The following is a 24,652-nucleotide window of genomic DNA, read 5'->3' as shown; positions in this document are numbered from 1 at the left end:
AGGAGCAGAGATGAAAGGCATCATTCTCGCTGGCGGCTCAGGGACACGATTACACCCGATAACACGTGCCGTATCGAAGCAACTCTTACCCGTCTACGATAAACCGATGATTTATTATCCCTTGTCGGTACTGATGCTGGCGGGTATCCGCGACATTTTGTTGATCACGACACCTGAAGACAAGCCCCATTTTGAACGTTTGCTAGGAGATGGCAGCGAATTTGGCTTGCGCCTGAATTATGCCGTGCAGCCCAGTCCTGATGGACTTGCTCAGGCCTTTATCATTGCCGAATCGTTTATTGCCGGAGAGTCATGTTGCCTGGTGCTGGGCGATAATCTTTATTTCGGTCAGGGTTTTAGTCCTAAATTGAAAAAAGTGGTTATGCATAATAAAGGTGCCACTGTATTCGGTTACCAGGTCATGGATCCTGAGCGTTTTGGCGTAGTGGAGTTTGATGAAAACTTCAATGCGATTTCGATCGAAGAAAAACCCTCGCAGCCTAAGTCACGATGGGCGGTAACTGGCCTGTATTTTTATGACAGTCAGGTGGTGGAGTTTGCCAAACAGGTTAAACCTTCCTCACGGGGTGAACTCGAAATCACCGCCATCAACCAGATGTATCTGGAACGGGGAGCGCTAGCCGTCGAACTTCTCGGTAGGGGATTTGCATGGCTAGATACGGGAACACATGACAGTTTGGTTGAGGCCAGTATGTTTGTGCAAACGGTCGAGAAAAGACAAGGGTTTAAAATTGCATGCCTTGAAGAGATCGCCTGGCGAAATGGCTGGTTAAGTGATGAGCAATTACGTGTTGCGGGCGAAGCGTTAGTTAAGACAGGTTACGGTCAATATTTGTTGGATCTTCTGCATGTCCGTCCTCGTCAGTATTAATCCACTCACCTGGGAGAGCCAGTTCTTCGGCTTTGACGCCGTGAGGCTGGAAACCGGGGGGGATCTGTCGCTCGAAAACGCGCTTCGGCACGCCTGCGCGCTGTTTCAAATCAAAGTGTCAGCGGAACAAACCGACATCATCGATGCGTTAAATCAGCATCAGTTTCACCTGGTGGAAGGTGAAGTGGATTTGTCGTTGACGATCAAACGCACCGAACGCCAGACTGGCATTCGTATTGCGCGGGAAGCACAAATCCCAGCATTACGCGAAGCCGCATCTCTGGCCTTCCGTCAAAGTCGTTTTCGCACGCCGTGGTTTGCGCCTGATGACAGTGCCCGCTTCTATGCGCAGTGGATCGAAAATGCGGTCCGCGGCACCTTCGATCATCAGTGCCTTGTCGCCAGTGATGAACGCGGCGCGCTTCAGGGCTTTGTCTCTTTACGTGAGGTCGAAGGCGATGCGCGTATTGGCCTGCTGGCGGTGGTGCCTGAGGCGCAGGGACAAAGTATCGGTCAGCGCCTGATGCTGGCTGCAGCGGACTGGGGCCGTGCGCGTCAGCTCGAACGTCTGCGGGTTGCCACGCAAATCAGTAATCTTACGGCGATGCGTCTTTATCTACGCAGTGGCGCGCGTCTTGAAAGCACGGCGTACTGGTTTTACAGGAGAGGTCATGATTCCCTTTAATGCGCCCCCGGTTGTGGGAAGCGAAATCGAGTATATGCAGTCTGCCATGAGCAGCGGCAAGCTGTGTGGCGACGGCGGTTATACTCGCCGCTGTCAGCAGTGGATGGAGCAGCGCTTCGGTAGTGCGAAAGTGTTACTGACGCCTTCCTGTACCGCCTCGCTGGAGATGGCCGCGCTGCTGATCGATATCCAGCCGGGTGATGAAGTGATCATGCCGAGCTACACCTTTGTTTCAACCGCCAACGCCTTTGTATTACGTGGCGCGAAAATTGTGTTCGTGGATGTGCGCCCCGACACCATGAACATGGATGAAACGCTGATTGAAGCGGCGATAACCGATAAAACCCGCGCTATCGTGCCGGTCCACTATGCGGGCGTTGCCTGTGAGATGGATACGATTATGGCGCTGGCGGCACAGTATAAGCTGTTTGTTATTGAGGATGCTGCGCAGGGCGTGATGTCAGCGTACAAAGGCCGGGCATTAGGCACCATTGGTCATATCGGCTGTTTCAGCTTCCACGAAACCAAGAATTACACCGCAGGTGGAGAAGGCGGCGCGACGTTAATTAACGATGCCAGCCTGGTAGAACGCGCAGAAATTATTCGCGAAAAGGGCACCAATCGCAGTCAGTTTTTCCGGGGACAGGTAGATAAATATACCTGGCGCGATATGGGGTCCAGCTATCTGATGGCTGACCTGCAGGCGGCTTATCTCTGGGCGCAGCTGGAGTCCTCTGATCGAATTAATCAACAGCGCTTGCGCTTGTGGCAACGTTACTACGATGCCCTGAAGCCGCTGGCGGAAAACGGCAAGATTACATTGCCTTCCATCCCGGCTGATTGTCAGCACAACGCCCATATGTTTTATATAAAGCTGCGTGATGAGAAGCATCGTCAGGCCCTGATCAACTGGCTTAAAGAGGCCGAAATCCTGGCCGTTTTCCATTATATCCCTTTGCACAGTTCGCCCGCGGGCCAGCGTTTTTCACGTTTTGCCGGTGAGGACCGTTTTACTACAGCAGAGAGTGAGCGCTTATTACGTTTACCGCTGTTTTATAATCTGTCGGATAACAATCAGAGCACCGTGATCGGCTCGCTACTGAGCTTTTTTTCCTGATGTCATTAGCCAAAGCATCGTTGTGGACCGCCTCATCGACGATAGTAAAAATTGCGGTTGGGCTGCTGGTCGTCAAGTTACTGGCCATCAGCTTTGGTCCGGAAGGCGTGGGCCAGGCCGGTAACTTTCGCCAGCTCATCACCGTGCTGGGCGTGCTGGCCGGAGCGGGTATCTTTAACGGCGTCACCACGTATGTTGCACAATATCAACAGCAGCCCCGGCAACTCCGTGCGCTAATCGGCACCGCCTCGGCAATGGTGACGGGTTTCTCAGCGCTACTGGCGCTGGTCTTTTTATTGGCTGCGGCTCCCATCAGCACTGCGCTGTTTGGTCACGATCGCTATCAAAACGTGATACGTATCGTTGCCTTTCTTCAGTTTGGTATCGCGTGGGCAAACCTGCTTCTGGCGTTCATAAAAGGCTACCGTGATGCGCGCGGTAATGCGCTGGCCCTTATTTGCGGTAGCATAACGGGCGTGCTCGGTTACGTGCTGTGTTGGTGGCTGGGGGGCTATGCGGGCGCATTGACCGGGCTGGCTTTGGTACCCGCGTTACTCGTTTTTCCAGCGCTGGTGATACTGAAACGTCGTGTCCCGCTCCCCTTGAGCTGGCTGCGGCCCACCTGGCAGCCGGAAATGGCGCGTCATCTGGCAAAATACACGATTATGGCGCTGATCACCGCCGTCACCCTGCCGGTTGCCTGGGTGATGATGCGAAATCAACTGGCTGCCAGTAACGGCTGGGCGCAGGTAGGATTATGGCAGGGCGTAACCAGTATATCTGATGCTTATCTGCAGTTTATCACCGCGACCTTTAGCGTCTGGCTACTGCCGACACTGGCCCGGTTAGATAACAAAAAGGATATTGCGCGTGAGATCGGCCGGGCGTTACGCTTTGTGTTACCGGCGGTCGCGGCGGCCAGCCTGAGCGTGTGGATGATGCGTGATATCGCCATCAGCCTGTTGTTCTCCGCGGCATTTCACGACATGCGGGATTTGTTTGTCTGGCAACTCTGTGGCGATGTTTTCAAAGTCGGCGCCTACGTTTTCGGCTATCTGGTCATCGCGAAAGCCTCATTACGCTTTTATGTGCTGACCGAAATCAGTCAGTTTATTTTGCTGACGCTGTTCTCGCGCTGGCTTATCCCGTTACAGGGGGCCAGTGGGGCAGCGCAAGCCTATATGTTCACCTACGTTACCTATTTCGCGCTCTGCTGTGGCGCATTTATTCTTTACTGCCGAAAAAAATGACTTTAATTCACGTTTTGGGATCCAATATTCCCCATCACAATCTGACGGTGTTGCGTTTTTTTAACGACGTGATGAGCATCGAGCAGCCTGTTTCTGCACCGCGTCACTTTATGGTGGTGACATCGCAGCCTGAAAACCTCACCGGTTTTGGCGCTTTGCACATTGAAACCTTTAGCAGTAAGAAAGCGCTGGCTGAGGCGCTGTTGCAGCGGGCGAAAAATCGCGACCAACGCTTCTTTTGCCACGGGCAGTTTAACCCCTGGCTTTGGCTGGCGTTGCTGAGCGGCAGGTTACGCCGTTCTCAACTGTTCTGGCACGTCTGGGGAGCGGATTTGTATGAAGATTCACGCAGCCTGAAGTTCCGGCTGTTTTATTTCCTGCGCCGTGCTGCGCAGGGGCGCGTTGCACACCTGTTCGCCACCCAGGGCGATCTGTATCACTACCAGCAACGCCACAAGTCTGTACCGCAGTCTTTACTGTATTTTCCCACAAAGTTACCTGCAGTCGCCATTACGCCTCATCAAGACAAGACGTTTACCGTGCTGCTGGGTAATTCTGGTGACGCCAGTAACCGCCATATTGAGGGGCTTGCAGCGATCAAGGCTCAGTTTGGCGAAGATGTGCGCATTGACGTGCCGCTGGGTTATCCGCCTGACAATGATGAGTATATCGGACAGATTCAGAACGCCGCCGACAGACTCTTTCCGCAGGGGCAGGTAAGGTTACTGCGGGATAATCTTGCTTTTGACGACTATCTGGCGCTGTTGGCACGCTGCCATTTGGGCTATTTTATGTTCGAACGGCAGCAGGGCGTGGGAACGCTATGTTTGCTGATTCAGGCTAATGTGCCTTTCGTCCTGACGCGTAAAAATCCGTTCTGGCGGGATGTTACCGCGCAGCAGCTTCCTGTCTTGTTCAACGACGATGCGCTGACGCCTGATATCGTCGCAGAGGCGCGTCGGCAACTTGTGGGATGCGATAAACAGCGCATTGCTTTCCTGGCCCCAGGCTATCTGGAAGGCTGGCGAACTGCGTTGCGCCTTTGCGAAGGAGAGCCCTCATGAGTCTTATGGCATTTAGTGGTCTGCTGATCGTGTATGTGCTGTCACTGGTGACCATTGTGACCCTGAACATGCGCGAACTTAAACAGGAACGGTTTAACTTCCACCTGTTTTTTACTTTATTGTTTTTACTGACCTTCTACTTCGGTTTTCCGCTAACCAGTATTCTGGTCTTTCGGTTTGATACGCAGGTGGTTTCGGCGGATTTTCTGCTGCAGGCGATGCTGTCGGCCACGGCGTTTTATGCTATTTACTTTGTCAGTTACAAGGTGCGCCTCAGGCCGGCATCCGCAGCGCCTGCCCGGCCCTGGCTACAAATGAACCGGGTCGAAACGCATCTGACCGGTGGGCTACTGGCGCTGGTGGCGGTTGCAACCGTAACGGTGTTCTTTATCCATAACGGATTTTTGTTATTCCGACTGACGGCCTATAACCAGATCTTTTCCAGTGAAGTGTCTGGCGTTGCACTGAAGCGGTTCTTTTATTTCTTCATCCCGGCGATGCTGATTCCCTATTTCTTGCATCCCACGCGCCGTAACTGGCTGCTGTTTCTCATCATCACGGTCAGCTTTGGCTTACTGACCTACGCGCTGGTTGGTGGCACGCGTGCCAATATCATTATCGCTTTTGCGTTATTTCTGTTTATCGGTATTACACGTGGCTGGATCACATTGTGGATGCTGGCCGCTGCGGGCGTGATGGCGATTGGGGGAATGTTCTGGCTGGCGCTGCGTCGCTACAATCTGGCTGTCATGGGCGACGAGGCTTTTTACACCTTTCTGTACCTGACGCGCGATACGTTTTCGCCATGGGAAAATCTGGCTTTGCTGCTGGAGAATTACCATAAGATAGACTTTCAGGGCTTAGCGCCCATGTGGCGCGATTTCTATGTGTTTATCCCAACCTGGCTGTGGCCCGATCGTCCTCTGTCAGTACTGAACAGCGCTAATTACTTTACCTGGGATGTACTGAACAACCATTCCGGACTGGCGATTTCGCCTACCTTAATCGGTTCGCTACTGGTGATGGGCGGCGTCTGGGCCATTCCGCCAGGCGCTGTGGCCGTTGGGCTCATCATCAAAGCTTTCGACACGCTCTATAAGCGCGGACGCAATGAATCGAATCGTTATACCGGGGCGATTCTGCAAAGCTTTTGTTTCGGTGCCGTATTCAACATGATTGTGCTGGCGCGCGAGGGGCTGGATGCGTTTGGCTCACGTGTTGTGTTTTTCTGTATTATTTTTGCCGCCTGTCTGGGGATGGCGAAATTGCTTTTCTGGTTACTGGATCATGTCGGCCTGATTCGCAGCCGACGTGAGCGGGCGCTTCATAGCCCATCCTGATTAACCTCTGGGATCTAAGGGAAGAATTAAAAAGAGATGAGTACAGTTTCCGAAACGCCACGCTATGTGATTCGCGGCATCACGCTGTACGGCTTTGACAGCATGGCTTCTTTTGTGGATTTCCTGATGCCGCATTCCGCTGTCCGGAGCGGCACGCTGGTGGCCATCAATGCGGAAAAAGTGCTGAATGCCGAGCAGGATGCAGCGCTGCGTGCTCAAATTCAGCAGGCTGAATTTAAATATCCGGATGGCATCAGCATTGTACGCTCTGTTCGCAAGAAATATCCGCAGGCCTCAGTACAGCGGATTGCAGGGGCCGATCTGTGGGAAGCCTTAATGGAACGTGCCGGACGCAACGGAACGCCGGTGTTTTTGATCGGCGGTCGGCAGGCAGTGTTGGACGAAACCTGCGATAAACTGCGTCGTCAGTGGAACGTGAATATTGTGGGTGCACAGGATGGCTATTTTGTCCCGGCGGAACGCGATGCACTGTTTGCCAGGGTTGCGGCCAGCGGAGCCAGGCTGGTAACGGTAGCGATGGGCTCTCCGCGTCAGGAACTTTTAATGGCCGAGTGTCAGAAGCACTGGCCTGAGGCGTTGTATATGGGCGTAGGCGGTACCTATGACGTGTTTACCGGTCATGTAAAGCGCGCGCCTGTAATCTGGCAGAAGCTTGGACTGGAATGGTTTTATCGCTTAATCAAACAGCCCAGTCGCCTACGCAGGCAGTTGAAGCTGGTGAAATATTTGCGTTATCACTGGCGTGGCGATCTGTAAGATCGCTGATTAACGCCAGGTTTTTCGCACGAGTAACGGCATAAATGCGTTAATTGTCGACGAAATGCACAAAGCGTAATCAAACGCGCTATTTTCTTTAAAAAGCACTAGACAGCGTGGGCGCTTATCTCTAGTATGCACATCCGCAACGGCGCTACGCGCCCGTAGCTCAGCTGGATAGAGCGCTGCCCTCCGGAGGCAGAGGTCTCAGGTTCGAATCCTGTCGGGCGCGCCATTTAGTTTGTGCGTAAGAGCTTCGGTGGTTTGAGTACCGCGTTAGTAACAAAGATTTAAATGCTGTGGGTTTGACTTGCAACATTCAGTACAGTGGTGGCTATAGCTCAGTTGGTAGAGCCCTGGATTGTGATTCCAGTTGTCGTGGGTTCGAGTCCCATTAGCCACCCCAGATTTTGCTGGGATACGCGAAGGTGGCGGAATTGGTAGACGCGCTAGCTTCAGGTGTTAGTGTCTTAACGGACGTGAGGGTTCAAGTCCCTCTCTTCGCACCAGGCAAAACAAAATAAAAAAATCGGCGAGTAGCGCAGCTTGGTAGCGCAACTGGTTTGGGACCAGTGGGTCGGAGGTTCGAATCCTCTCTCGCCGACCATTTTTAGAAACCTGTCTGCAAGGACAGGTTTTTTTTCGCCTGAATAAAAGAGGATGAGAACCTCCGAAGGCGGTTTGCGCCGAGCGCAGCGAGACAACGTTGCGAACGCAACGGCCCGAAGGGCACGTCCCGCAGGGGCGCGTAATCCTCTCTCGCCGACCATTTTTAGAAACCTGTCTGCAAAGACAGGTTTTTTTTCGCCTGAATAAAAGAGGATGAAAACCTCCGAAGGAGGGTTGCGCCGAGCGCAGCGAGACAACGTTGCGAACGCAACGGTCCGAAGGGGCGCGTAATCCTCTCTCGCCGACCATTTTAGAAACCTGTCTGCAAGGACAGGTTTTTTTCGCCTGAATAAAAGAGGATGAGCACCGCCGAAGGCGGTTTGCGCCGGGCGTCAGTGAGACAACGTTGCGCAGGCAGTGTCGTCTTTCAGGGGTGAAAATCCGCTCAGACGGGCACGTCATTTCTCCCGGAAGTGAGTCAGAGCGGAGTCATAGTAATGGCTGTCGCAAAAATGAGACGCTTAAATTACTGTTTTAACACGGATTGACAAGTCTTTACCTTGTTTGTCGCCTGTATGCGACATCCATTGTCTGGTTTGTCGTAATAACACGACGCTCATCGCAAAGAGAAAGAACCCCAAAAAAAGCATTAAGATATAAGTGACTGATTTATAAAAATAATTAAAATAATAATAACAACTGGCATGGATTATGCAATAATTAACGCGTAGATGCTCATTCCACCTCTTATGTTTGCTTCGGCTACATAAACCTGGGAATGACGCAGAGCCAATTTTGGGTACCTGTTGTCTGCCTGCCTGTATCGCGAAAGTCTTACAGGGTTATCAGACACCACGTTGAGTCGGGTACCTCTCGGTTGTCTAACCGACCTGATCTTACACCTGCTTTTAGCAGGTGTTTTTTTTTGCCTGAAAGCGCAGACACAAAAAAACCGGGCGAGCCCGGTTTTTTACTTAACGCGATGCTGTACTATCAGGCATCAGGGTTATTTTTCAGCGTCAGCAACAGGCCTTCACGACGCATTTTTGCCGCCTCTTCCGGACGGCGAAGGCGATCGTAAACGTCAGCCAGCCACGCGTAGTCAAAGGCGTCAGGGCGCTGAGCCAGTGCCTGCTGAAGTGCTTCCGCTGCCTGCTGCCATTCACCGTGGCGCATTAACAACTGCCCCAGGGTACTGTGCAACAGGGGCGTCGCGCCATGCTGTTTGATTTGCTGACGTAAGGCTTTTTCCAGTGCCTCTGGGTTGCCGCTCTTAATACGTGGCATCAGCAGCACCAGACGATCATCGTAATGACGTTTAAGCCCATCCAGCAAGATGTCCTGCGCGGTATCGTGGTCGTCACACTCAATCAAATGGTCAATCATCGCTACCTGCAATGATGTCTCATGGCGAGTTTTACGGCTCAGATTGCCCCACCAGCGCTTCAGTCCCTCGCTGCCCTGATCGGCCATCGCCTGGTTCATCAGGCCCAGCCAGGCCTGTTGCTGCAGCAGGGTGCGTTGCTCTTCTGTCCCGACCTCGGATTTTTCCATGGCGGGAAGAATATCCAGCAGTGCGCTCCAGGCGCTGGTGCGGACATATGCCTGCTCAGCCAGACGAAGCACTTCCGGATGAGGAGGCGCGACTTCGAGCAGGCGATCGATGCTGTGGCGCGCTGCATGATCTTCACGACGCGCCAATTGAATGCGGGTACGGGTAATTTCGACCGGAATCACATCATTGCCGGCCAGCTCAGCCGCCCGTTCAAGGTGCTGGTTGGCCCGCATTTCATCGCCACGCTGTTGTGCGGCTTCTGCAGCTAGCAGGTAGTTAGCGACAGGCACATCAGCATGCTCTGCGTCTTTAGACAGCAGTTTCTCTACCTGTCTGAAATCCCCTTCCGCCAGTTTCATCAGGGCATTTTGCGTATGGCGCTGGGCACGACGACGCTTACGGCCAGTGAACCAGCCGCGGGTACGCGCGCCGGTGCGAAATAAACGGCGCAGTATCCATTCCACAGCCAGGATCACAAGCAGGCTAATAATCAGGATGATGGACAGGCCCGTCACGCTGGTTTCAACGTTCCAGTTGTCGGTCTGAATCAGCACGTAGCCCTGATGACCCGCAATCATCGGCCCCAGTACAATGCCGGCAATCAGCAGAACAAAGAGGATAAATACCTTAAGCATGATTAGCCTCCCTGCTGATTAGCGGCGGCAGAAGGCTGTGCCATCAGATTACGAACGCGGGTTTGCATCAGCTTTTCAAGCAGCGGCTGGCTCTCCAGGCTGTCGGGCAGATCCATATTGATGTTCTGCTGGCTTAATTCATCCAGCTGGGCCAGAAACGCTTTGGTTGAGGCATCATTGGTGTCATACCACGCGCGCACCCATGTTGAAACGGTTTCAAGCGACTGCTTGTAAATCTCTTCCTGGTGACGTGGTACGGCCTGAGCAGCGATGAGCAGGCGCGAGCGGATGTTCTCACGCAGATAAACATCCTGATTCGGTGCCAGCAGCGGCTGTGCGGTATTATCGCGACGGCGGATGGTAATAAAGTCATCCATAAAGTTATGCCAGCTCTTCACCAGATTCTGACGCCATTCACGAATGGAACTGGAAAGTTCACCGCTGTCGCTGTCCATAGGCGCATCATCGCTGTCGTTATCTGCCAGCCGCAGATTATCCACACCGTTTGATAACTGATTAAGTTTCAAAATGATGCCGTCATAATCCACCTGGGAGATGGCGGAGAGCGTACTGATATCCTGAGTTAACGCACGACGCACGTTCATGACGCTGGGATCGTTCATGTCTGCCAGGCTGGCATCTGCACTTTTCAGCAGCGCTGCAGCGGTGGTCACGTCCTGATCGCTCCACAATTTACGTCCGGCCAGCTTCACCAGGTAGTCAGCCTGGGCCACTAACCAACTGCGCACGTCATTACCTGAAATTGAAGCCATTTTTTCACGCAGCGTTTCCAGCTCTTTGGCCGATGCCGCCTGCTGTGACTGAGCGGTCTCTAATGCTTTTTCTGTCGCGCTCAACTGTTGGGCCAGCTGCTGTTTGTCGCTGTTTGCCTGTTTCTGCAGCGTGGACAGTTGATCACTCAGTTCCTGGTTGGTTTGTGCCTGCAGTTCGGCCTGGTGTTTATCGTTCAGGTATAACCCTGCGCCAATCGCCAGTGCGATGACAATCGCGACTGCTCCCAGCACCATGCCACCATTATTGCGATTGCGCGGTGATTTTTCCTGGGTAGAAGAGGGGCGATCAACCGCTGGTGTGGTTTCGTCAACCACGGCGGAGGTGTCTTTTTGTTCCGTCATATCTGGCACATCCCATTGTTAAGTTCAACATAACGCGCGCAACAGCGCATCGTTATCGGCACCATCGGCTACCTGAATAGTCTGCCAACCAAGATCGGCGGCCAGGGAAGCCAAACGTTCGCTGACGACGAGTAGTCGACAGCGGAGCAGCCATTCCTCACGATCGACCTCGGGGAACAGCGAATACAGCTGATGCAGCATCTCACCGCTGGTCACGACCAGCGTGTGAATATTACGATCGCGCCAGCGACGGCCTTCGATGGCGCCGTCATAGTGTTTTTGGCAACGTTGATAGCACTCTGCATAGGTGACCTGCGCGCCACGTGCCACCAGCGTTTCTGACAGCAGCTCGCGGCCCTGATTCCCTCGAAGGATAAGCGCATGCTTACCCGCTATTTGCTGCAATGTCGCCAGTTTTATCAACTCTTCGCTGGTTTCATGCGCGTGAGGGTAGGTCACCTGCAGGCCGCTGATCGTATGAAAAGCCAAAGCGGTGCTGCGACCAATTGCATAATAGTCTACGTCAGCGGGCCATGCTTTGATGGCGTGCTGTGCAAAGTGAATAACCTGCTGCGAAAGGAGGAAAACGAGATCGCCGCGTTTCAACGTGGCAAGGGTGGCCGGTAACTGCAGGAGATCGTTACCCGGCGCGAATTCTATCAGCGGCAGGCTCCACGCCTGTTTACCCTGGGCGTGCAGGCGCGAGACCAACTCCGCCGCTGCGGGTTCCGGGCGCGTCACCAGAATCGTCATACGGGAGGTTGCCCCTGATAAACGTCGCGCAGAATTTCACGTGCGCCACCGTTGAGCAACTCGTCTGCCAGCGAAATGCCCATTTGCTCTGCCTGATCGCGAGGCCCACGGCGTTCACCGCTCACCATGACGCTCCCATCGGGTGCACCCACCAGACCGCGAAGCCAGAGTTCGTCGCCTTCAAGTACGGCAAAGCTACCAATCGGAACCTGGCAGCCGCCTTCAAGTCGGGTATTCATGGCGCGTTCCGCTCTCACACAGACCGCCGTATCATCGTGATTCAATGCCTGTAACAGCGCAATTAACGTGCTGTCGTCTAACCGACATTCGATGCCAACTGCGCCCTGACCCACGGCGGGTAAGGAAATATCCGCAGGTAGCGGTTGGCGAATACGATCGGCCAGGCCAAGTCGATTCAACCCGGCGGCGGCAAGAATAATGGCGTCATATTCGCCAGCATCAAGCTTACTTAATCGTGTGCCCACGTTCCCGCGCAGCGAGCGAATCACCAGATCGGGACGTCGCGCGCTAATCTGGCACTGACGCCGCAGGCTTGACGTTCCAATGACAGCGCCCTGTGGAAGTTCATCAATTGACGCGTAGTGATTGGAGACAAACGCATCGCGCGGATCGTCCCGCTGGCAAATGGTGACCAGGCCCAGGCCTTCCGGAAATGCCACGGGCACATCTTTCATCGAATGTACGGCCAGATCGGCACGGTTTTCTAACATTGCCTGCTCGAGCTCTTTAACGAACAGCCCTTTCCCCCCCACTTTCGCGAGCGGTGTATCAAGAATGATATCGCCCTTTGTCACCATAGGTACCAGCTCCACGCGCAGGCCAGGATGGGCACTGATCAATCGTTGCTGTACATATTGTGCTTGCCACAGGGCAAGTGGGCTTTGTCGTGTAGCAATTCTGAAAATTTTGTTTAACATGCCGTTAACCATTTAGATCGTTCATCGAATATCCTATCATCGTTGAGGGAATGCTGTCAGTTTCAACGGATTGAAAAGAACCGCCTGCGGATTAAACCTGATATATCAGACAGTAATCTCAGGCCAGGCGCAGAGTGAGCGAAAAGTAGACGAAACCGTGCTAAAATGCAGGTAGCGTAACTTTCTTTACGGTCAATCCAGCGAGTGATAGATTGATCACGTTTCCAGCAATTATCTGCACGACATCTCTCTTATTAAGCGGCAGAGACTGGAAACAGGGTGCTTAAACTCCAGGACAACCAGGCGAAACGTCTTGTACCTCTATATTGAGACACTAAAACAGAGACTGGATGCAATTAACCAGCTGCGCGTTGATCGCGCACTCGCTGCCATGGGGCCCGCTTTTCAGCGAGTCTACAGTCTGCTTCCGATCTTACTACATTATCAACATCCGCTGATGCCGGGTTACCTCGAAGGTAGCGTTCCCCACGGCATCAACGTCTTCACGCCTGATGAAAACCAACTGCAGCTGCTTGCAGAGTTAACGGGCAAACAGGAACTCTCCCTGGTCGAAGCCCCTAAAGGTGAACTGCCTATCACTGGCATCTACTCAATGGGCAGCACCTCTTCCGTTGGGCAAAACAGCGTGTCCGATTTGGATATCTGGGTTTGCCATCAATCCTGGCTGGATAATGAAGAGCGCCTGAATCTGCAGCGTAAATGTGCGCTGCTGCAAAAATGGTGTGCCTCGCAGGCCATCGAAGTCAGCTTTTTCCTCATTGATGAAAACCGCTTCCGCCACAACGAAAGCGGCAATCTTGGTGGTGAAGACTGCGGTTCTACCCAACATATTTTGCTGCTGGATGAGTTCTACCGCACGGCGGTAAGAATGGCCGGTAAACGTATTCTGTGGAATATGGTGCCAGGCGAAGAAGAGCATCACTATGATGACTACGTGATGTCGCTGTATGCGAAAGGCGTGCTCACGCCAAACGAGTGGCTGGATTTGGGCGGCCTCAGCACGTTATCAGCAGAAGAGTATTTCGGTGCCAGCCTGTGGCAGCTGTATAAAAGTATCGATTCGCCCTATAAAGCGGTGTTGAAAACGCTGCTGCTGGAAGCTTATAGCTGGGAATACCCGGATACCAAACTGCTCGCGATGGATATCAAGCAGCGTCTGCACGACGGAGAAATCGTCTGCTTTGGCCTTGATCCTTACTGTATGATGCTGGAACGCGTTACACGCTATCTCACCAGTATTGACGATCAGCCCCGCCTTGATTTGGTTCGCCGCTGCTTCTATTTAAAAGTTTGCGAAAAACTCAGCAGTGACGATCACCCGCAGCGTAGCGGCTGGCGCCGTGAGATCCTGTCGCAGCTGGTTAAAGCCTGGGGCTGGGACGACGAAAAGATTGCTATTCTGGACAACCGTGCCGAATGGAAAATCGAGCGCGTGCGCGAAGCGCACAATGAGTTGCTGGATGCGATGATGCAAAGCTATCGCAACCTTATCCGCTTTGCCCGTCGCAACAATTTAAGCGTCAGCGCCAGCCCGCAGGATATCGGCGTGCTGACCCGTAAATTGTACGCCGCCTTTGAGGCCTTGCCGGGCAAGGTGACGCTGGTTAATCCGCAGATTTCTCCCGATCTGTCCGAATCCAATCTGACCTTCATTCACGTGCCGCCGGGCCGTGCCAACCGGCCAGGCTGGTATCTGTATAACCAGTCGCCGGACATGAGCTCAATCATCAGCCATCAGCCGCTGGAATATAACCGCTATCTTAACAAGCTGGTCGCCTGGGCCTGGTTCAACGGACTGCTGACCAGCAAAACGCGGCTGCACATTAAGGGCAATGAGCTATGCGATCTGGCGCGCCTGCAGGAACTGGTCGACGATGTCTCCAGCCATTTCCCGCTGCGTCTGCCTGCGCCCACGCCCAAGGCGCTCTACAGCCCGTGTGAAATCCGCCATCTGGCCATCATCGTTAACCTTGAGCACGATCCCACCTCGGCGTTTCGTAACCAGGTGGTGCATTTCGATTTCCGCAAACTCGATGTGTTCAGCTTTGGTCAGCAGCAGCAGTGTTTAATCGGCAGTATCGACCTGCTGTACCGTAACTCGTGGAATGAGGTGCGTACGCTGCACTTCAGTGGCGAACAGGCGATGATCGAAGGCCTGAAAACCATCTTGGGTAAAATGCATCAGGACGCTTCCCCGCCTGATACCGTTGAGGTGTTCTGCTACAGCCAGCATTTACGTGGATTGATTCGTACCCGCGTACAGCAGCTGGTGTCAGAGTGCATCGAACTGCGCCTTTCCAGTACGCGTCAGGAGCCAGGGCGGTTCAAAGCACTGCGCATGGCGGGCCAGACCTGGGGGTTGTTCTTTGAACGCATGGGCGTATCGGTTCAGAAGCTGGAAAACGCCGTTGAGTTTTATGGCGCCATTTCCAACAACAAGCTTCACGGCCTGTCGATTAAAGTCGAGTCTAATCAGACGCCACTGCCGCCTGTGGTTAACGGCTATGCCAGCGAAGGGATCATTCAGTTCTTTTTTGAAGATACCACCGACGATCGCGGTTTCAATATCTACATTCTGGATGAAAGTAACCGCGTCGAGGTCTATCACCATTGTGAAGGCAGCAAGGAAGAGCTGGTACGGGACGTCAGCCGTTTTTACTCCTCGTCGCACGACCGTTTTACCTATGGCTCAAGTTTTATCAATTTTAACCTGCCGCAGTTCTATCAAATCGTGAACACAGGTGAACGTTATCAGGTCATTCCATTCAGAAATCAGGTCCTCACCGATCTCTGTGCCTCACCGCCTGATAACGACAATAACGATTATCAGCCACGCTATCAGGTACATTGAGTTCGGTAAGCCCGCAATGATGCTATCTTCAGGGCTTGCCACAACGCTCACGTGATTAGCTGGCATTTCCTGTTGCTTTTCCAACTTCAACTGCGATGATAAGCATCCAGGTCACAGGACATGAAGAGCATAAAGAATGAAGAAAGCGATAAGCCTGTTAGCAATGACAATGGCATTAACAAGCCTTGCAGGCTGTGGATTAAAAGGACCGCTCTACTTCCCGCCGCAGGACACGCCAAAACAAGCTGCGCCAACGTCAGCACCCACGCAAAAACAGAAAGCCGACGCGTCTAAAGCGGATGTAGGTGGTCTGGTGACGGGTGGTTCAAGCTCAAGCTCACAAATGAAATAACACTTATGGCGCATCCGGCGGAGCAAAAAATGCAGTTCTCCAAAATGCACGGTCTCGGCAATGATTTCATGGTTGTGGATGCCGTAACGCAAAATGTCTTTTTTTCGCCGGAATTGATCCGCCGGCTGTCCGATCGCCATCTCGGGATTGGCTTCGATCAACTGCTGGTCGTTGAGCCGCCTTACGATCCCGATCTCGACTTTCACTACCGCATTTTTAATGCAGACGGGAGTGAAGTCGCGCAGTGTGGGAATGGCGCCCGCTGCTTCGCCCGTTTTGTTCAGTTAAAAGGGCTGACGAATAAAAGCGATATTCGCGTGAGCACCCAGGCTGGTCGCATGGTTCTGAGCGTGACACCAGACGATCTGGTACGTGTGAATATGGGCGAGCCAAATTTCGAACCCCAGCAGGTGCCTTTCCGCGCCAATAAAGCCGAAAACCTTTACCTGTTACGCGTGGCGGAACAAACGGTGATGTTTGGTGCCGTCTCCATGGGCAACCCTCACTGCGTAATCCAGGTGGAAAGCACGAAAACGGCCCAGGTTGAGCTTCTGGGACCGGTCCTGGAAAGCCATGAGCGTTTTCCGGAGCGCGTCAATGTGGGCTTTATGGAAATTATCAGCCCTGAACACATCCGGCTGCGTGTTTATGAACGCGGTGCAGGGGAAACCCAGGCGTGCGGTAGCGGTGCCTGTGCGGCGGTTGCCTGCGGTATCCAGCAGGGTATTTTAAGTCAGAAAGTACGCGTTGATTTACCAGGCGGCACGTTACATATCGCCTGGAAAGGCGTCGGACAGCCGCTCTACATGACCGGTCCGGCCACACATGTCTACGATGGGTTTATTCACTTATGAAAAATATCGAAGAGCAGGTGGAAAATACTGTCCTGCTGGACGATCAGGCCGTCAGTGATTATCTGCGTCAGAATCCTGATTTCTTTATGCGCAACGCCCGTCAGGTGGAACAGATGGCGGTACCGCACCCGGTTCGCGGCAGCGTATCGCTGGTGGAATGGCACATGGCGCGCCAGCGCAATCACATCCAGCGTCTGGAAGAAGAAATTACGCTGCTGATGGAGCAGGCGACCGCAAATCAACAGTTATTCTCACGTCTGCTTTCACTGCAAAGTCACCTGGCCGCCGCCAGCTCACTCCAGGATATGCTTAATCGCCTGCATCGCTGGGCGCGCGATCTCGGACTGGCGGGAGCCAATATCCGCTTGTTTAACGACAAGTGGCGACTGGGTGCGCCGTCTGACTTTGTGCAGCTTGGCCTGGCCCGTCAGGCTTTCGAACCGTTACGCATTCAGCGCTTCGGTAATGAGCAGCACTATCTGGGGAATATCAATGGCCCGGAACTGCTGCTGCTGCTGCCTCAGGCAAAGGCCATTGGTTCAGTCGCCATGTCCCTGATGGGTGATGAGGGCGAGCTTGGCATCATTATCTTCAGTAGCCGCGACAGCCTGCACTATCAGTCGGGCATGGGCACCTTACTGCTTCAGCACCTTTCGCAGATGATACCTGCGCTGCTGGAACGCTGGGTGGAGCGCGCATGAGCAGCGTGTTGCAGGAGACCGTTGACGGCTTTCTGCGCCACCTGAAGGTTGAACGCCAGCTCAGCCCGCTTACCCTGAGCAGCTACGCGCGTCAGCTTGCCGCACTGGTGACAATTGCCGATGAGATGAAAATCAGCGCGTGGTCACAGCTCGATCCCGCCATGGTGCGGAGCATGGCGGCCCGCAGCCGTCGTGCAGGTCTGGCTGCAAGCAGTCTGGCATTACGTCTTTCCGCATTACGCAGTTTCCTTGACTGGCAGGTGAGCCGCGACATGCTGGCGGCTAATCCGGCGAAAGGGATCGCCACGCCGCGCAACGGTCGTCATCTACCGAAAAATATTGATGTTGATGACGTTAACCAGTTGCTGGAGATTGATCTCACCGATCCGCTGGCGATCCGCGATCGTACGATGCTGGAAGTGATGTACGGCGGAGGGTTACGTCTTTCCGAGCTGGTCAATATGGACTGCCGCCATGTCGATCTTGAGGCGGGAGAGGTTTGGGTTTTAGGTAAAGGCAGCAAGGAGCGGCGCGTGCCGATCGGTCGCACCGCCGTCAGCTGGATCCAGCAGTGGTTGCCGCTACGCACCGCGTTTAACCCTGGGGATGATGCGCTGTTTCTCTCCAGCCGTGGCTCTCGTATCTCTGCGCGCAACGTCCAGAAACGCTTTGCCGAGTGGGGAATTAAGCAGGGTCTTTCCAGTCATATACATCCCCATAAGCTGCGCCACTCTTTTGCCACCCATTTGTTGGAGTCGAGTGGCGATCTGCGCGCGGTGCAGGAATTACTGGGCCATGCGAATCTGTCGACCACCCAAATTTACACCCATCTTGATTTCCAGCATCTGGCATCGGTGTATGATGCTGCGCATCCCCGCGCCAAACGAGGAAAGAGTGAATGAAGTTTTATCGCCCTCTGCGTGACATCAAAGCGATCACTTTCGATCTAGACGACACGCTCTATGACAACTATCCGGTGATCCGTAAAACCACGGAAGCCTCTCATGCTGCGCTGCAGGCTTTCCACCCGGCGCTGCGAGCCATAACGCCGGAAGACGTAGCCGCCTCGCGCAGTCAGTTACGTGCAAGCGAACCTGAGATCTACCATGATGTCTCTGAGTGGCGTCGGCGTTCAGTTGAACATGTCATGTGCCAGGCCGGTTTAACGCCATCCGAAGCCGCGGCGGGCGCGACGCAAGTTATGGATGTGTTCCATCAGTGGCGCAGCCAGGTCGATATGCCCGCTGAAACCCATGACACGCTGAACGCCCTGGCGAAGAAAGTGCCGCTGGTGGCGATCACCAATGGCAACGCGCAGCCTGAAAAACTCGGGCTGGCACACTACTTCCAGTTTTCACTCCGGGCGGGGCCAGACGGGCGCGCTAAGCCGTGGCTGGATATGTACCAGTTGGCCGCGCAACGTCTTAATATCGCCCCGGAACACATTCTGCACGTTGGCGACGATCTCACCACCGATGTGGCAGGCGCGATTCGTTTTGGCATGCAGGCCTGCTGGATTAACCTTCGTGAGGGTAATCTCATGCAGATCGAGGATGCCCGTCTGCTGCCACACGTTGAAATTTCCCAGTTGGCATCACTCACCTCGCTGTTATAATGGCTGTAAATTTATCCAGTCTTATGCTTCGCATTTTCTGACTTATTGGTGCTTATGGACGTTTCTGAACTGCTCGACGGTTTGAATGACAAACAGCGCGAGGCCGTTGCGGCGCCGCGCAGTAACCTGCTGGTGCTGGCGGGCGCGGGCAGCGGAAAAACACGCGTTCTGGTGCACCGCATCGCCTGGCTGCTGTCGGTAGAAAACTGCTCGCCGTACTCCATTATGGCCGTGACCTTTACCAACAAGGCGGCCGCAGAGATGCGCCACCGTATTGAGCAGCTCATTGGTACCAGCCAGGGGGGAATGTGGATAGGCACGTTCCACGGTCTGGCACACCGCCTGCTGCGCGCGCATCATCTTGACGCAGGTCTGCCGCAGGATTTCCAGATCCTCGACAGTGAAGACCAGCTGCGCCTGCTCAAGCGCCTGATTAAGGCGATGAACCTGGATGAGAAGCAGTGGCCGGCGCGCCAGGGCATGTGGTACATCAACGGCAAGAAAGATGAAGGTTTGCGGCCCAAGCATATTGAAAGCTACGGCAATCCGGTCGAACAAACCTGGCTGCGCATATACCAGGCCTACCAGGAAGCCTGCGATCGCGCCGGGCTGGTCGACTTTGCTGAACTGTTGCTGCGTGCTCACGAGCTGTGGTTAAACAAACCCCATATCCTGAATCATTACCGTGAGCGCTTCAGTAACATTCTGGTGGATGAGTTTCAGGATACCAACAATATTCAGTACGCCTGGATTCGCATGCTGGCGGGCGACAGCGGCAAAGTGATTATCGTGGGTGACGACGATCAGTCAATTTACGGCTGGCGCGGTGCGCAGGTCGAAAACATTCAGCGCTTTTTAAAGGATTTTCCCGGCGCGGATACCATTCGCCTGGAGCAAAACTACCGCTCGACCAACAACATTTTGAAGTCAGCGAATGCCCTGATCGCCAATAACAACGGCCGACTGGGGAAAGAACTGTGGACTGACGGCAGCGATGGTGAGCCCATTTCGGTTTACTGCGCCTTTAACGAGCTGGATGAATCCCGCTTTGTGGTCAACCGTATCAAGGCCTGGATGGAAAACGGCAATGCGCTGGCGGATTGCGCCATCCTGTATCGCAGCAATGCCCAATCGCGTGTGCTGGAAGAAGCCCTGCTACAGGCCAGCATGCCGTACCGTATCTATGGCGGTATGCGCTTTTTCGAACGTCAGGAAATCAAGGACGCGCTGGCTTATCTGCGACTGATGGCCAACCGCAACGATGACGCCGCCTTTGAGCGCGTGGTGAATACGCCAACGCGCGGTGTGGGCGACCGTACGCTGGATGTGGTGCGTCAGACGGCTCGGGAAAAGCAGATGACCTTATGGCAGGCAACGCGCGAGCTGCTTCAGTCGCGCGCCCTGGCCGGTCGTGCGGCCTCTGCGCTGCAGCGCTTCTGTGAGTTAGTGGATTCGCTGGCAAGCGAAACCGTGGATATGCCGCTGCACGTGCAGACCGACAGAGTCATCAAGGATTCTGGCCTGTGGATCATGTACGAGCAGGAAAAGGGTGAAAAGGGCCAGGCCCGTATCGAAAACCTGGAAGAACTGGTGACGGCAACGCGCCAGTTCAGCTACCAGGATGAAGACGAAGATTTGATGCCGCTGCAGGCATTCCTTTCTCATGCGGCTCTCGAAGCCGGGGAAGGCCAGGCGGACAAATGGCAGGATGCGGTGCAGCTGATGACGTTGCACTCCGCGAAAGGCCTGGAGTTTAGCCAGGTGTTTATTGTCGGGATGGAAGAGGGCATGTTCCCGAGCCAGATGGCGCTGGATGAAGGCGGGCGACTGGAAGAAGAGCGTCGCCTGGCTTACGTCGGCGTCACGCGTGCCATGATGAAGCTGACGCTGACCTATGCGGAAACCCGCCGTCTTTACGGTAAAGAAGTCTACCATCGACCTTCACGTTTTATTGGCGAACTGCCTGAAGCCTGTATTGAAGAAGTCCGTTTACGCGCCAGTGTGACGCGACCGGTCAGTCATCAGCGCATGGGCACGCCGATCAGCAAAAATGACACGGGATTCGCCCTGGGGCAACGCGTTCGCCACGCCAAATTTGGTGAAGGCACTATTGTGAATCTCGAAGGCAGCGGAGAACACAGCCGCTTGCAGGTGGCGTTTCAGGGCCAGGGGATCAAGTGGCTGGTTGCCGCCTACGCTAAACTGGAAACCGTCTAGGCGCTGGTTGACGACTTTTTCGTCTCAGCGTAACATGCGCGCACTATTATCATGAGAGGACAATGCCTTGGACACGCCCAGTCGATGCTGGCTCATTAACCTGGTTTTCAGGAATAACATCTAAGGCTATCTCATTACGCTGGTAGCCTTAGCGGTTATCAGCGACCTCCCTTTTTAATCCGTCGCACGAGTCAGCACTGATTTATCCTTTATCCGTGTTCAGGTTCGCGGGTCTGCATTCAGACCGGCCGACAGCGTTGTCCCATAAAGTCTGCAATGGGGAGTCTTGCTATGCTGAGCGCATTTAAACTTGATAACAGTCGCCTGACGCGTCTGGAACTGGAAGATGAAAGCGATAAACTGACCACGTCAGTGTGGGTTGACCTGGTCGAGCCTGAAGAAGGCGAGCGCGACCGCGTGCAATCTGAACTGGGCCAGAGCCTGGCAACGCGCCCTGAACTGGAAGATATCGAAGCCTCGGCGCGTTTCTTCGAAGATGAAGACGGCCTGCACATTCACTCCTTCTTCTTTTTTGAAGATGCCGAAGATCACGCCGGTAACTCCACCGTTGCGTTTACCATCCGCGAAGGGCGTTTATATACGCTGCGCGAGCGCGAGCTTCCCGCTTTTCGTCTTTATCGAATGCGTGCCCGTAACCAGACATTGATCGATGGCAATGCCTATGAGCTGCTGCTTGATCTGTTCGAGACGAAAATCGAACAACTGGCAGATGAAATTGAGAACATTTACAGCGCACTGGAAAAGCTCAGCCGCGTCATCATGGAAGGCCAGCAGGGTGAGGAATACGACCAGGCACTCTCGCGTTTAGCCGAGCTGGAAGATATCGGCTGGAAGGTGCGCTTGTGTCTGATGGATACGCAGCGTGCGCTTAATTTTCTGGTCCGAAAAGCCCGTTTGCCGGGTAATCAGCTGGAGCAGGCGCGCGAGATCCTGCGCGATATCGAATCTCTGCTGCCCCACAATGAGTCGCTGTTTCAAAAGGTCAACTTCCTGATGCAGGCGGCGATGGGCTTTATCAACATAGAGCAGAACCGCATCATCAAGATCTTCTCGGTGGTATCCGTGGTTTTCCTGCCGCCGACGCTGGTGGCATCCAGCTACGGCATGAACTTTGAGTTTATGCCTGAACTGAAGTGGAGCTTTGGTTATCCTGGCGCCATTTGCCTGATGATGCTTGCAGGCCTGGCACCTTATCTCTATTTCAAGCGTAAAAACTGGCTTTAATCATCAGCACGGGCTGTTAATACGGCCCATTTTGCTGGCCTGCCGCCTTAATTCTGCTACTCTAGCCGCTCAATTTTCATAATTGATTAATCATTCTATGGACGCTCTTTCGTTGCGCTGGCAATGGCTGCTGCTGTTAGTGTCATCTGTATTACTTGGCGCAATCTTCCAGTATTTTCACGTGCCGGCCGCCCTGTTGCTGGGACCCATGATCGTTGGCGTGGTCATGGGCCTGTCCGGTGCCACACTGCGTATTAACAAGCGGTTATTTCTGCTGTCGCAGGCGGTGCTGGGCTGCATGATTGCGCAAAGCCTGTCACCTTCTATCCTGACGCCGCTGCTGCAGGACTGGCCAGTCGTGTTAGCGGTCCTGCTGCTGACGCTGGCCGCCAGCGGGCTGTCGGGTTTTCTGCTGGTGCGTTTCAGCCAGCTTCCGGGCCCGACGGGCGCATGGGGATCTTCCCCTGGTGGTGCCTCTGCGATGGTCGCGATGGCGGGCGAATTTGGCGCGGACGTCCGGCTGGTTGCGTTCATGCAGTATCTGCGGGTGCTGTTTGTGGCGGGCGCGGCGGCCATGGTGGCGCGGATCGGGCTGGGCGATGGCGGTCATGCCGGCTCGCTGGTGTGGTTTCCGGCGCTTAACAGCGGTTTCCTGGTGACAATGTGCCTGGTGGTTTGCAGCGCATGGCTTGGCCCATGGCTGCGTATCCCATCTGGCGCGTTACTGATACCTGCGCTGATCGGTGCAACCCTGCATTCAACCGGTACGGCGGTGCTTCAGATGCCAGAATGGCTGCTTGCCCTGGCGTACGCCATGATTGGCTGGAGCGTGGGGTTACGTTTCACCCGGCCGATCTTCAGGCTGGCGTTAAGCACGCTGCCGCAGATGCTGCTGTCCATTTTTGGCCTGATGCTGCTGTGCGGTGGGCTGGCATGGATGTTAACCCGCGTGTTGCATATTGACCTGATGACGGCGTATCTCGCCACCAGCCCAGGCGGGCTGGACACGGTGGCGATTATCGCTGCCGGAAGCCGGGTAGATATGGCTTTCGTGATGGCGATGCAGACCCTGCGATTATTCACCATCTTACTGACCGGGCCGGCAATGGCGCGCTTTCTTTCACGCTTTGCGCATTCGGCTCCGCGCTGAAAACGTCACGGCATCCAGAATAAAGACCAACAGAGCCAGCCAGATAAAGCCAAAGGTTACCATTTTATCTGGCGTAACGGTTTCACCATAAAACAGCACCGCCAGCAAGAACATCAGCGTAGGGCCCAGATACTGAAAGAAGCCCACCGTTGACAGGCGCAGTCGGGTACAAGCCGCGGCGAAGAACATCAGCGGAATCGTGGTGACTATGCCTGCGGCGATCAGTAACAGGTTCAGGCTCATGGGGTTCGCGCTAAGGTGGCTGGTGCTGCTGTCAGCAAAGCCAAACAGATAGAGCGCGGCCAGCGGAAACAGCCACAGCGTCTCTATCAGCATGCCGCTCTGAGCATCGACCTGGATTTTCTTCCTCATCAGGCCATAAAACGCGAAGCTGAACGCCAGCCCTAAGGCAATCACCGGCACTGAGCCAAATTTCCACAGTTGCAGAAGCACGCCGCCAGCCGCCAGGGCGACCGCCAGCCACTGCAGGCGACGGAAACGTTCACGCAGGAAAATCATGCCAAACACAACGTTAATCAACGGGTTGATAAAATAGCCCAGGCTGGCTTCAAGCATATGCTGATTGTTCACCGCCCAGATAAACAGCAACCAGTTTCCCCCTACCGTTACCGCCGTAAGGGCCAGTAGCAGCACTTTTTTTGGCTGGCGCAGCACGCTTCTGACCTGTCCCCAACTGCGACTCAGGGTAATCAGTAACAACATGAACAGTGCTGACCAGATCACCCTGTGGGTCATGATTTCAGTCGCCGGTACGGCCTTCACTAATTTGAAGTAGGCGGGCGCAATGCCCCAAATAAAGTAAGCGCCAAGCGCAAAGCCGATGCCCTGACGGGTTTGCTGGGTATCCATAATTCATCCTGAAATTTCGTACTGT

22 protein-coding genes, 4 tRNA genes and 2 other RNA genes are annotated in these 24,652 nt (G+C 54.2%); 23 read left to right on the top strand and 5 right to left on the bottom strand.

Annotated features, from left to right (window positions below; genetic code table 11):
• Positions 1 to 10: 10 nt before the first annotated feature.
• The 13 genes from rfbA (at position 11) to AAIE03_RS17320 (ending at position 8,042) form a co-directional block, all read left to right on the top strand.
• The gene (gene rfbA, locus AAIE03_RS17380) at positions 11 to 892 is read left to right on the top strand and encodes a glucose-1-phosphate thymidylyltransferase RfbA (protein WP_013024057.1); all 882 of its coding nucleotides are present in this window, start codon (positions 11 to 13) and stop codon (positions 890 to 892) included.
• Positions 870 to 1,577, top strand: coding sequence for a dTDP-4-amino-4,6-dideoxy-D-galactose acyltransferase (rffC, locus tag AAIE03_RS17375; protein WP_014595003.1), 708 nt, complete (start codon positions 870 to 872; stop codon positions 1,575 to 1,577). Before rfbA ends, rffC begins: the two co-directional genes overlap by 23 nt.
• Complete coding sequence (gene rffA / locus AAIE03_RS17370; RefSeq protein WP_014595004.1) at positions 1,564 to 2,694, top strand: dTDP-4-amino-4,6-dideoxygalactose transaminase; 1,131 nt, start codon at positions 1,564 to 1,566, stop codon at positions 2,692 to 2,694. The genes rffC and rffA overlap by 14 nt, the downstream gene beginning before the upstream one ends.
• Positions 2,694 to 3,944 carry a lipid III flippase WzxE gene (gene wzxE / locus AAIE03_RS17365; RefSeq protein ID WP_013024060.1) on the top strand — a complete coding sequence of 417 codons (1,251 nt, stop codon included), beginning with the start codon at positions 2,694 to 2,696 and terminating at the stop codon, positions 3,942 to 3,944. Before rffA ends, wzxE begins: the two co-directional genes overlap by 1 nt.
• On the top strand, positions 3,941 to 5,008 hold the full coding sequence (locus AAIE03_RS17360; protein ID WP_029569332.1) for a TDP-N-acetylfucosamine:lipid II N-acetylfucosaminyltransferase: 1,068 nt from the start codon (positions 3,941 to 3,943) through the stop codon (positions 5,006 to 5,008). Before wzxE ends, AAIE03_RS17360 begins: the two co-directional genes overlap by 4 nt.
• Positions 5,005 to 6,348 (top strand): ECA oligosaccharide polymerase, encoded by a 1,344-nt coding sequence (gene wzyE / locus AAIE03_RS17355; protein WP_014606994.1) that lies wholly within the window; start codon positions 5,005 to 5,007, stop codon positions 6,346 to 6,348. Before AAIE03_RS17360 ends, wzyE begins: the two co-directional genes overlap by 4 nt.
• Positions 6,349 to 6,384: 36 nt before the next feature.
• Positions 6,385 to 7,125, top strand: a complete 741-nt coding sequence (gene wecG, locus AAIE03_RS17350; protein WP_013024063.1) for a lipopolysaccharide N-acetylmannosaminouronosyltransferase — start codon at positions 6,385 to 6,387, stop codon at positions 7,123 to 7,125.
• Positions 7,126 to 7,283: 158 nt separating this feature from the next.
• Positions 7,284 to 7,360: transfer RNA gene (locus AAIE03_RS17345), tRNA-Arg, on the top strand.
• A gap of 95 nt (positions 7,361 to 7,455) precedes the next feature.
• A tRNA-His gene (locus tag AAIE03_RS17340) sits at positions 7,456 to 7,531 on the top strand.
• A gap of 16 nt (positions 7,532 to 7,547) precedes the next feature.
• Positions 7,548 to 7,634, top strand: a tRNA-Leu gene (locus AAIE03_RS17335).
• Between the two features lie 21 nt (positions 7,635 to 7,655).
• A tRNA-Pro gene (locus AAIE03_RS17330) sits at positions 7,656 to 7,732 on the top strand.
• Positions 7,733 to 7,764: 32 nt separating this feature from the next.
• Positions 7,765 to 7,894, top strand: a non-coding RNA gene (locus AAIE03_RS17325) — RtT sRNA.
• 32 nt (positions 7,895 to 7,926) lie between these two features.
• Positions 7,927 to 8,042: non-coding RNA, RtT sRNA (locus AAIE03_RS17320), on the top strand.
• 685 nt (positions 8,043 to 8,727) lie between these two features.
• On the opposite strand, the gene hemY is transcribed toward AAIE03_RS17320, so the two are convergent.
• From hemY to hemC, 4 genes are read right to left on the bottom strand one after another with little or no spacing between them, the layout of a single operon-like run.
• Positions 8,728 to 9,924, bottom strand: coding sequence for a protoheme IX biogenesis protein HemY (hemY, locus tag AAIE03_RS17315; protein WP_498563099.1), 1,197 nt, complete (start codon positions 9,922 to 9,924; stop codon positions 8,728 to 8,730).
• 2 nt (positions 9,925 to 9,926) lie between these two features.
• Positions 9,927 to 11,060 (bottom strand): uroporphyrinogen-III C-methyltransferase, encoded by a 1,134-nt coding sequence (gene hemX / locus AAIE03_RS17310; protein WP_014595008.1) that lies wholly within the window; start codon positions 11,058 to 11,060, stop codon positions 9,927 to 9,929.
• A gap of 24 nt (positions 11,061 to 11,084) precedes the next feature.
• Entirely contained in the window at positions 11,085 to 11,813 is a 729-nt protein-coding gene (gene hemD / locus AAIE03_RS17305; protein ID WP_028716130.1) for a uroporphyrinogen-III synthase, read from the bottom strand.
• The gene (gene hemC, locus AAIE03_RS17300) at positions 11,810 to 12,751 is read right to left on the bottom strand and encodes a hydroxymethylbilane synthase (protein ID WP_024471032.1); all 942 of its coding nucleotides are present in this window, start codon (positions 12,749 to 12,751) and stop codon (positions 11,810 to 11,812) included. The genes hemD and hemC overlap by 4 nt, the downstream gene beginning before the upstream one ends.
• Before the next feature lie 313 nt (positions 12,752 to 13,064).
• Here hemC and AAIE03_RS17295 point away from each other — a divergent pair, with 313 nt between their 5' ends.
• From AAIE03_RS17295 to AAIE03_RS17250, 10 genes are all read left to right on the top strand, one after another.
• Positions 13,065 to 15,623, top strand: a complete 2,559-nt coding sequence (locus AAIE03_RS17295) for a class I adenylate cyclase (protein WP_013024068.1) — start codon at positions 13,065 to 13,067, stop codon at positions 15,621 to 15,623.
• A gap of 136 nt (positions 15,624 to 15,759) precedes the next feature.
• Positions 15,760 to 15,975, top strand: a complete 216-nt coding sequence (gene lptM / locus AAIE03_RS17290) for an LPS translocon maturation chaperone LptM (RefSeq protein WP_013024069.1) — start codon at positions 15,760 to 15,762, stop codon at positions 15,973 to 15,975.
• 29 nt (positions 15,976 to 16,004) lie between these two features.
• On the top strand, positions 16,005 to 16,829 hold the full coding sequence (gene dapF, locus AAIE03_RS17285) for a diaminopimelate epimerase (RefSeq protein ID WP_015701292.1): 825 nt from the start codon (positions 16,005 to 16,007) through the stop codon (positions 16,827 to 16,829).
• Positions 16,826 to 17,530, top strand: a complete 705-nt coding sequence (locus AAIE03_RS17280; protein ID WP_013024071.1) for a DUF484 domain-containing protein — start codon at positions 16,826 to 16,828, stop codon at positions 17,528 to 17,530. Before dapF ends, AAIE03_RS17280 begins: the two co-directional genes overlap by 4 nt.
• Positions 17,527 to 18,432 (top strand): tyrosine recombinase XerC, encoded by a 906-nt coding sequence (gene xerC, locus AAIE03_RS17275; protein WP_013024072.1) that lies wholly within the window; start codon positions 17,527 to 17,529, stop codon positions 18,430 to 18,432. The genes AAIE03_RS17280 and xerC overlap by 4 nt, the downstream gene beginning before the upstream one ends.
• The gene (gene yigB, locus AAIE03_RS17270; RefSeq protein ID WP_014595013.1) at positions 18,429 to 19,145 is read left to right on the top strand and encodes a 5-amino-6-(5-phospho-D-ribitylamino)uracil phosphatase YigB; all 717 of its coding nucleotides are present in this window, start codon (positions 18,429 to 18,431) and stop codon (positions 19,143 to 19,145) included. Before xerC ends, yigB begins: the two co-directional genes overlap by 4 nt.
• 54 nt (positions 19,146 to 19,199) lie before the next feature.
• The gene (gene uvrD / locus AAIE03_RS17265; RefSeq protein ID WP_014606986.1) at positions 19,200 to 21,362 is read left to right on the top strand and encodes a DNA helicase II; all 2,163 of its coding nucleotides are present in this window, start codon (positions 19,200 to 19,202) and stop codon (positions 21,360 to 21,362) included.
• Between the two features lie 67 nt (positions 21,363 to 21,429).
• The gene (gene ysgD / locus AAIE03_RS17260) at positions 21,430 to 21,486 is read left to right on the top strand and encodes a YsgD/CorL family protein (protein ID WP_349887138.1); all 57 of its coding nucleotides are present in this window, start codon (positions 21,430 to 21,432) and stop codon (positions 21,484 to 21,486) included.
• A gap of 167 nt (positions 21,487 to 21,653) precedes the next feature.
• A complete protein-coding gene (gene corA, locus AAIE03_RS17255) occupies positions 21,654 to 22,607 on the top strand; it encodes a magnesium/cobalt transporter CorA (RefSeq protein WP_014606985.1) in 954 nt (317 codons plus the stop codon).
• A 97-nt stretch (positions 22,608 to 22,704) separates the two neighbouring features.
• Complete coding sequence (locus AAIE03_RS17250; RefSeq protein ID WP_024471029.1) at positions 22,705 to 23,757, top strand: AbrB family transcriptional regulator; 1,053 nt, start codon at positions 22,705 to 22,707, stop codon at positions 23,755 to 23,757.
• Here AAIE03_RS17250 and rarD read toward each other — a convergent pair.
• Positions 23,728 to 24,627 (bottom strand): EamA family transporter RarD, encoded by a 900-nt coding sequence (gene rarD, locus AAIE03_RS17245; protein WP_024471028.1) that lies wholly within the window; start codon positions 24,625 to 24,627, stop codon positions 23,728 to 23,730. The genes AAIE03_RS17250 and rarD overlap by 30 nt on opposite strands.
• Positions 24,628 to 24,652: the final 25 nt, after the last annotated feature.

It is taken from the genome of Pantoea sp. Ae19-2 (assembly GCF_059801205.1).
The sequence above is the reverse complement of the archived record's forward strand: the minus strand, read 5'-3'. Positions and strand labels throughout refer to the sequence as shown.

Bases quoted from the DNA above. Each gene is read 5' to 3' on its own strand.
- rffC (WP_014595003.1), top strand. From the start codon at position 870: ATGTCCGTCCTCGTCAGTATTAATCCACTCACCTGGGAGAGCCAGTTC.
- wzyE (WP_014606994.1), top strand. From the start codon at position 5,005: ATGAGTCTTATGGCATTTAGTGGTCTGCTGATCGTGTATGTGCTGTCA.
- uvrD (WP_014606986.1), top strand. From the start codon at position 19,200: ATGGACGTTTCTGAACTGCTCGACGGTTTGAATGACAAACAGCGCGAG.
- hemD (WP_028716130.1), bottom strand. From the start codon at position 11,813: ATGACGATTCTGGTGACGCGCCCGGAACCCGCAGCGGCGGAGTTGGTC.
- dapF (WP_015701292.1), top strand. From the start codon at position 16,005: ATGCAGTTCTCCAAAATGCACGGTCTCGGCAATGATTTCATGGTTGTG.
- yigB (WP_014595013.1), top strand. From the start codon at position 18,429: ATGAAGTTTTATCGCCCTCTGCGTGACATCAAAGCGATCACTTTCGAT.
- AAIE03_RS17280 (WP_013024071.1), top strand. From the start codon at position 16,826: ATGAAAAATATCGAAGAGCAGGTGGAAAATACTGTCCTGCTGGACGAT.
- wecG (WP_013024063.1), top strand. From the start codon at position 6,385: ATGAGTACAGTTTCCGAAACGCCACGCTATGTGATTCGCGGCATCACG.
- xerC (WP_013024072.1), top strand. From the start codon at position 17,527: ATGAGCAGCGTGTTGCAGGAGACCGTTGACGGCTTTCTGCGCCACCTG.
- rffA (WP_014595004.1), top strand. From the start codon at position 1,564: ATGATTCCCTTTAATGCGCCCCCGGTTGTGGGAAGCGAAATCGAGTAT.
- corA (WP_014606985.1), top strand. From the start codon at position 21,654: ATGCTGAGCGCATTTAAACTTGATAACAGTCGCCTGACGCGTCTGGAA.
- rarD (WP_024471028.1), bottom strand. From the start codon at position 24,627: ATGGATACCCAGCAAACCCGTCAGGGCATCGGCTTTGCGCTTGGCGCT.
- AAIE03_RS17360 (WP_029569332.1), top strand. From the start codon at position 3,941: ATGACTTTAATTCACGTTTTGGGATCCAATATTCCCCATCACAATCTG.
- AAIE03_RS17250 (WP_024471029.1), top strand. From the start codon at position 22,705: ATGGACGCTCTTTCGTTGCGCTGGCAATGGCTGCTGCTGTTAGTGTCA.
- rfbA (WP_013024057.1), top strand. From the start codon at position 11: ATGAAAGGCATCATTCTCGCTGGCGGCTCAGGGACACGATTACACCCG.
- lptM (WP_013024069.1), top strand. From the start codon at position 15,760: ATGAAGAAAGCGATAAGCCTGTTAGCAATGACAATGGCATTAACAAGC.
- wzxE (WP_013024060.1), top strand. From the start codon at position 2,694: ATGTCATTAGCCAAAGCATCGTTGTGGACCGCCTCATCGACGATAGTA.
- hemY (WP_498563099.1), bottom strand. From the start codon at position 9,924: ATGCTTAAGGTATTTATCCTCTTTGTTCTGCTGATTGCCGGCATTGTA.
- hemC (WP_024471032.1), bottom strand. From the start codon at position 12,751: ATGTTAAACAAAATTTTCAGAATTGCTACACGACAAAGCCCACTTGCC.
- hemX (WP_014595008.1), bottom strand. From the start codon at position 11,060: ATGACGGAACAAAAAGACACCTCCGCCGTGGTTGACGAAACCACACCA.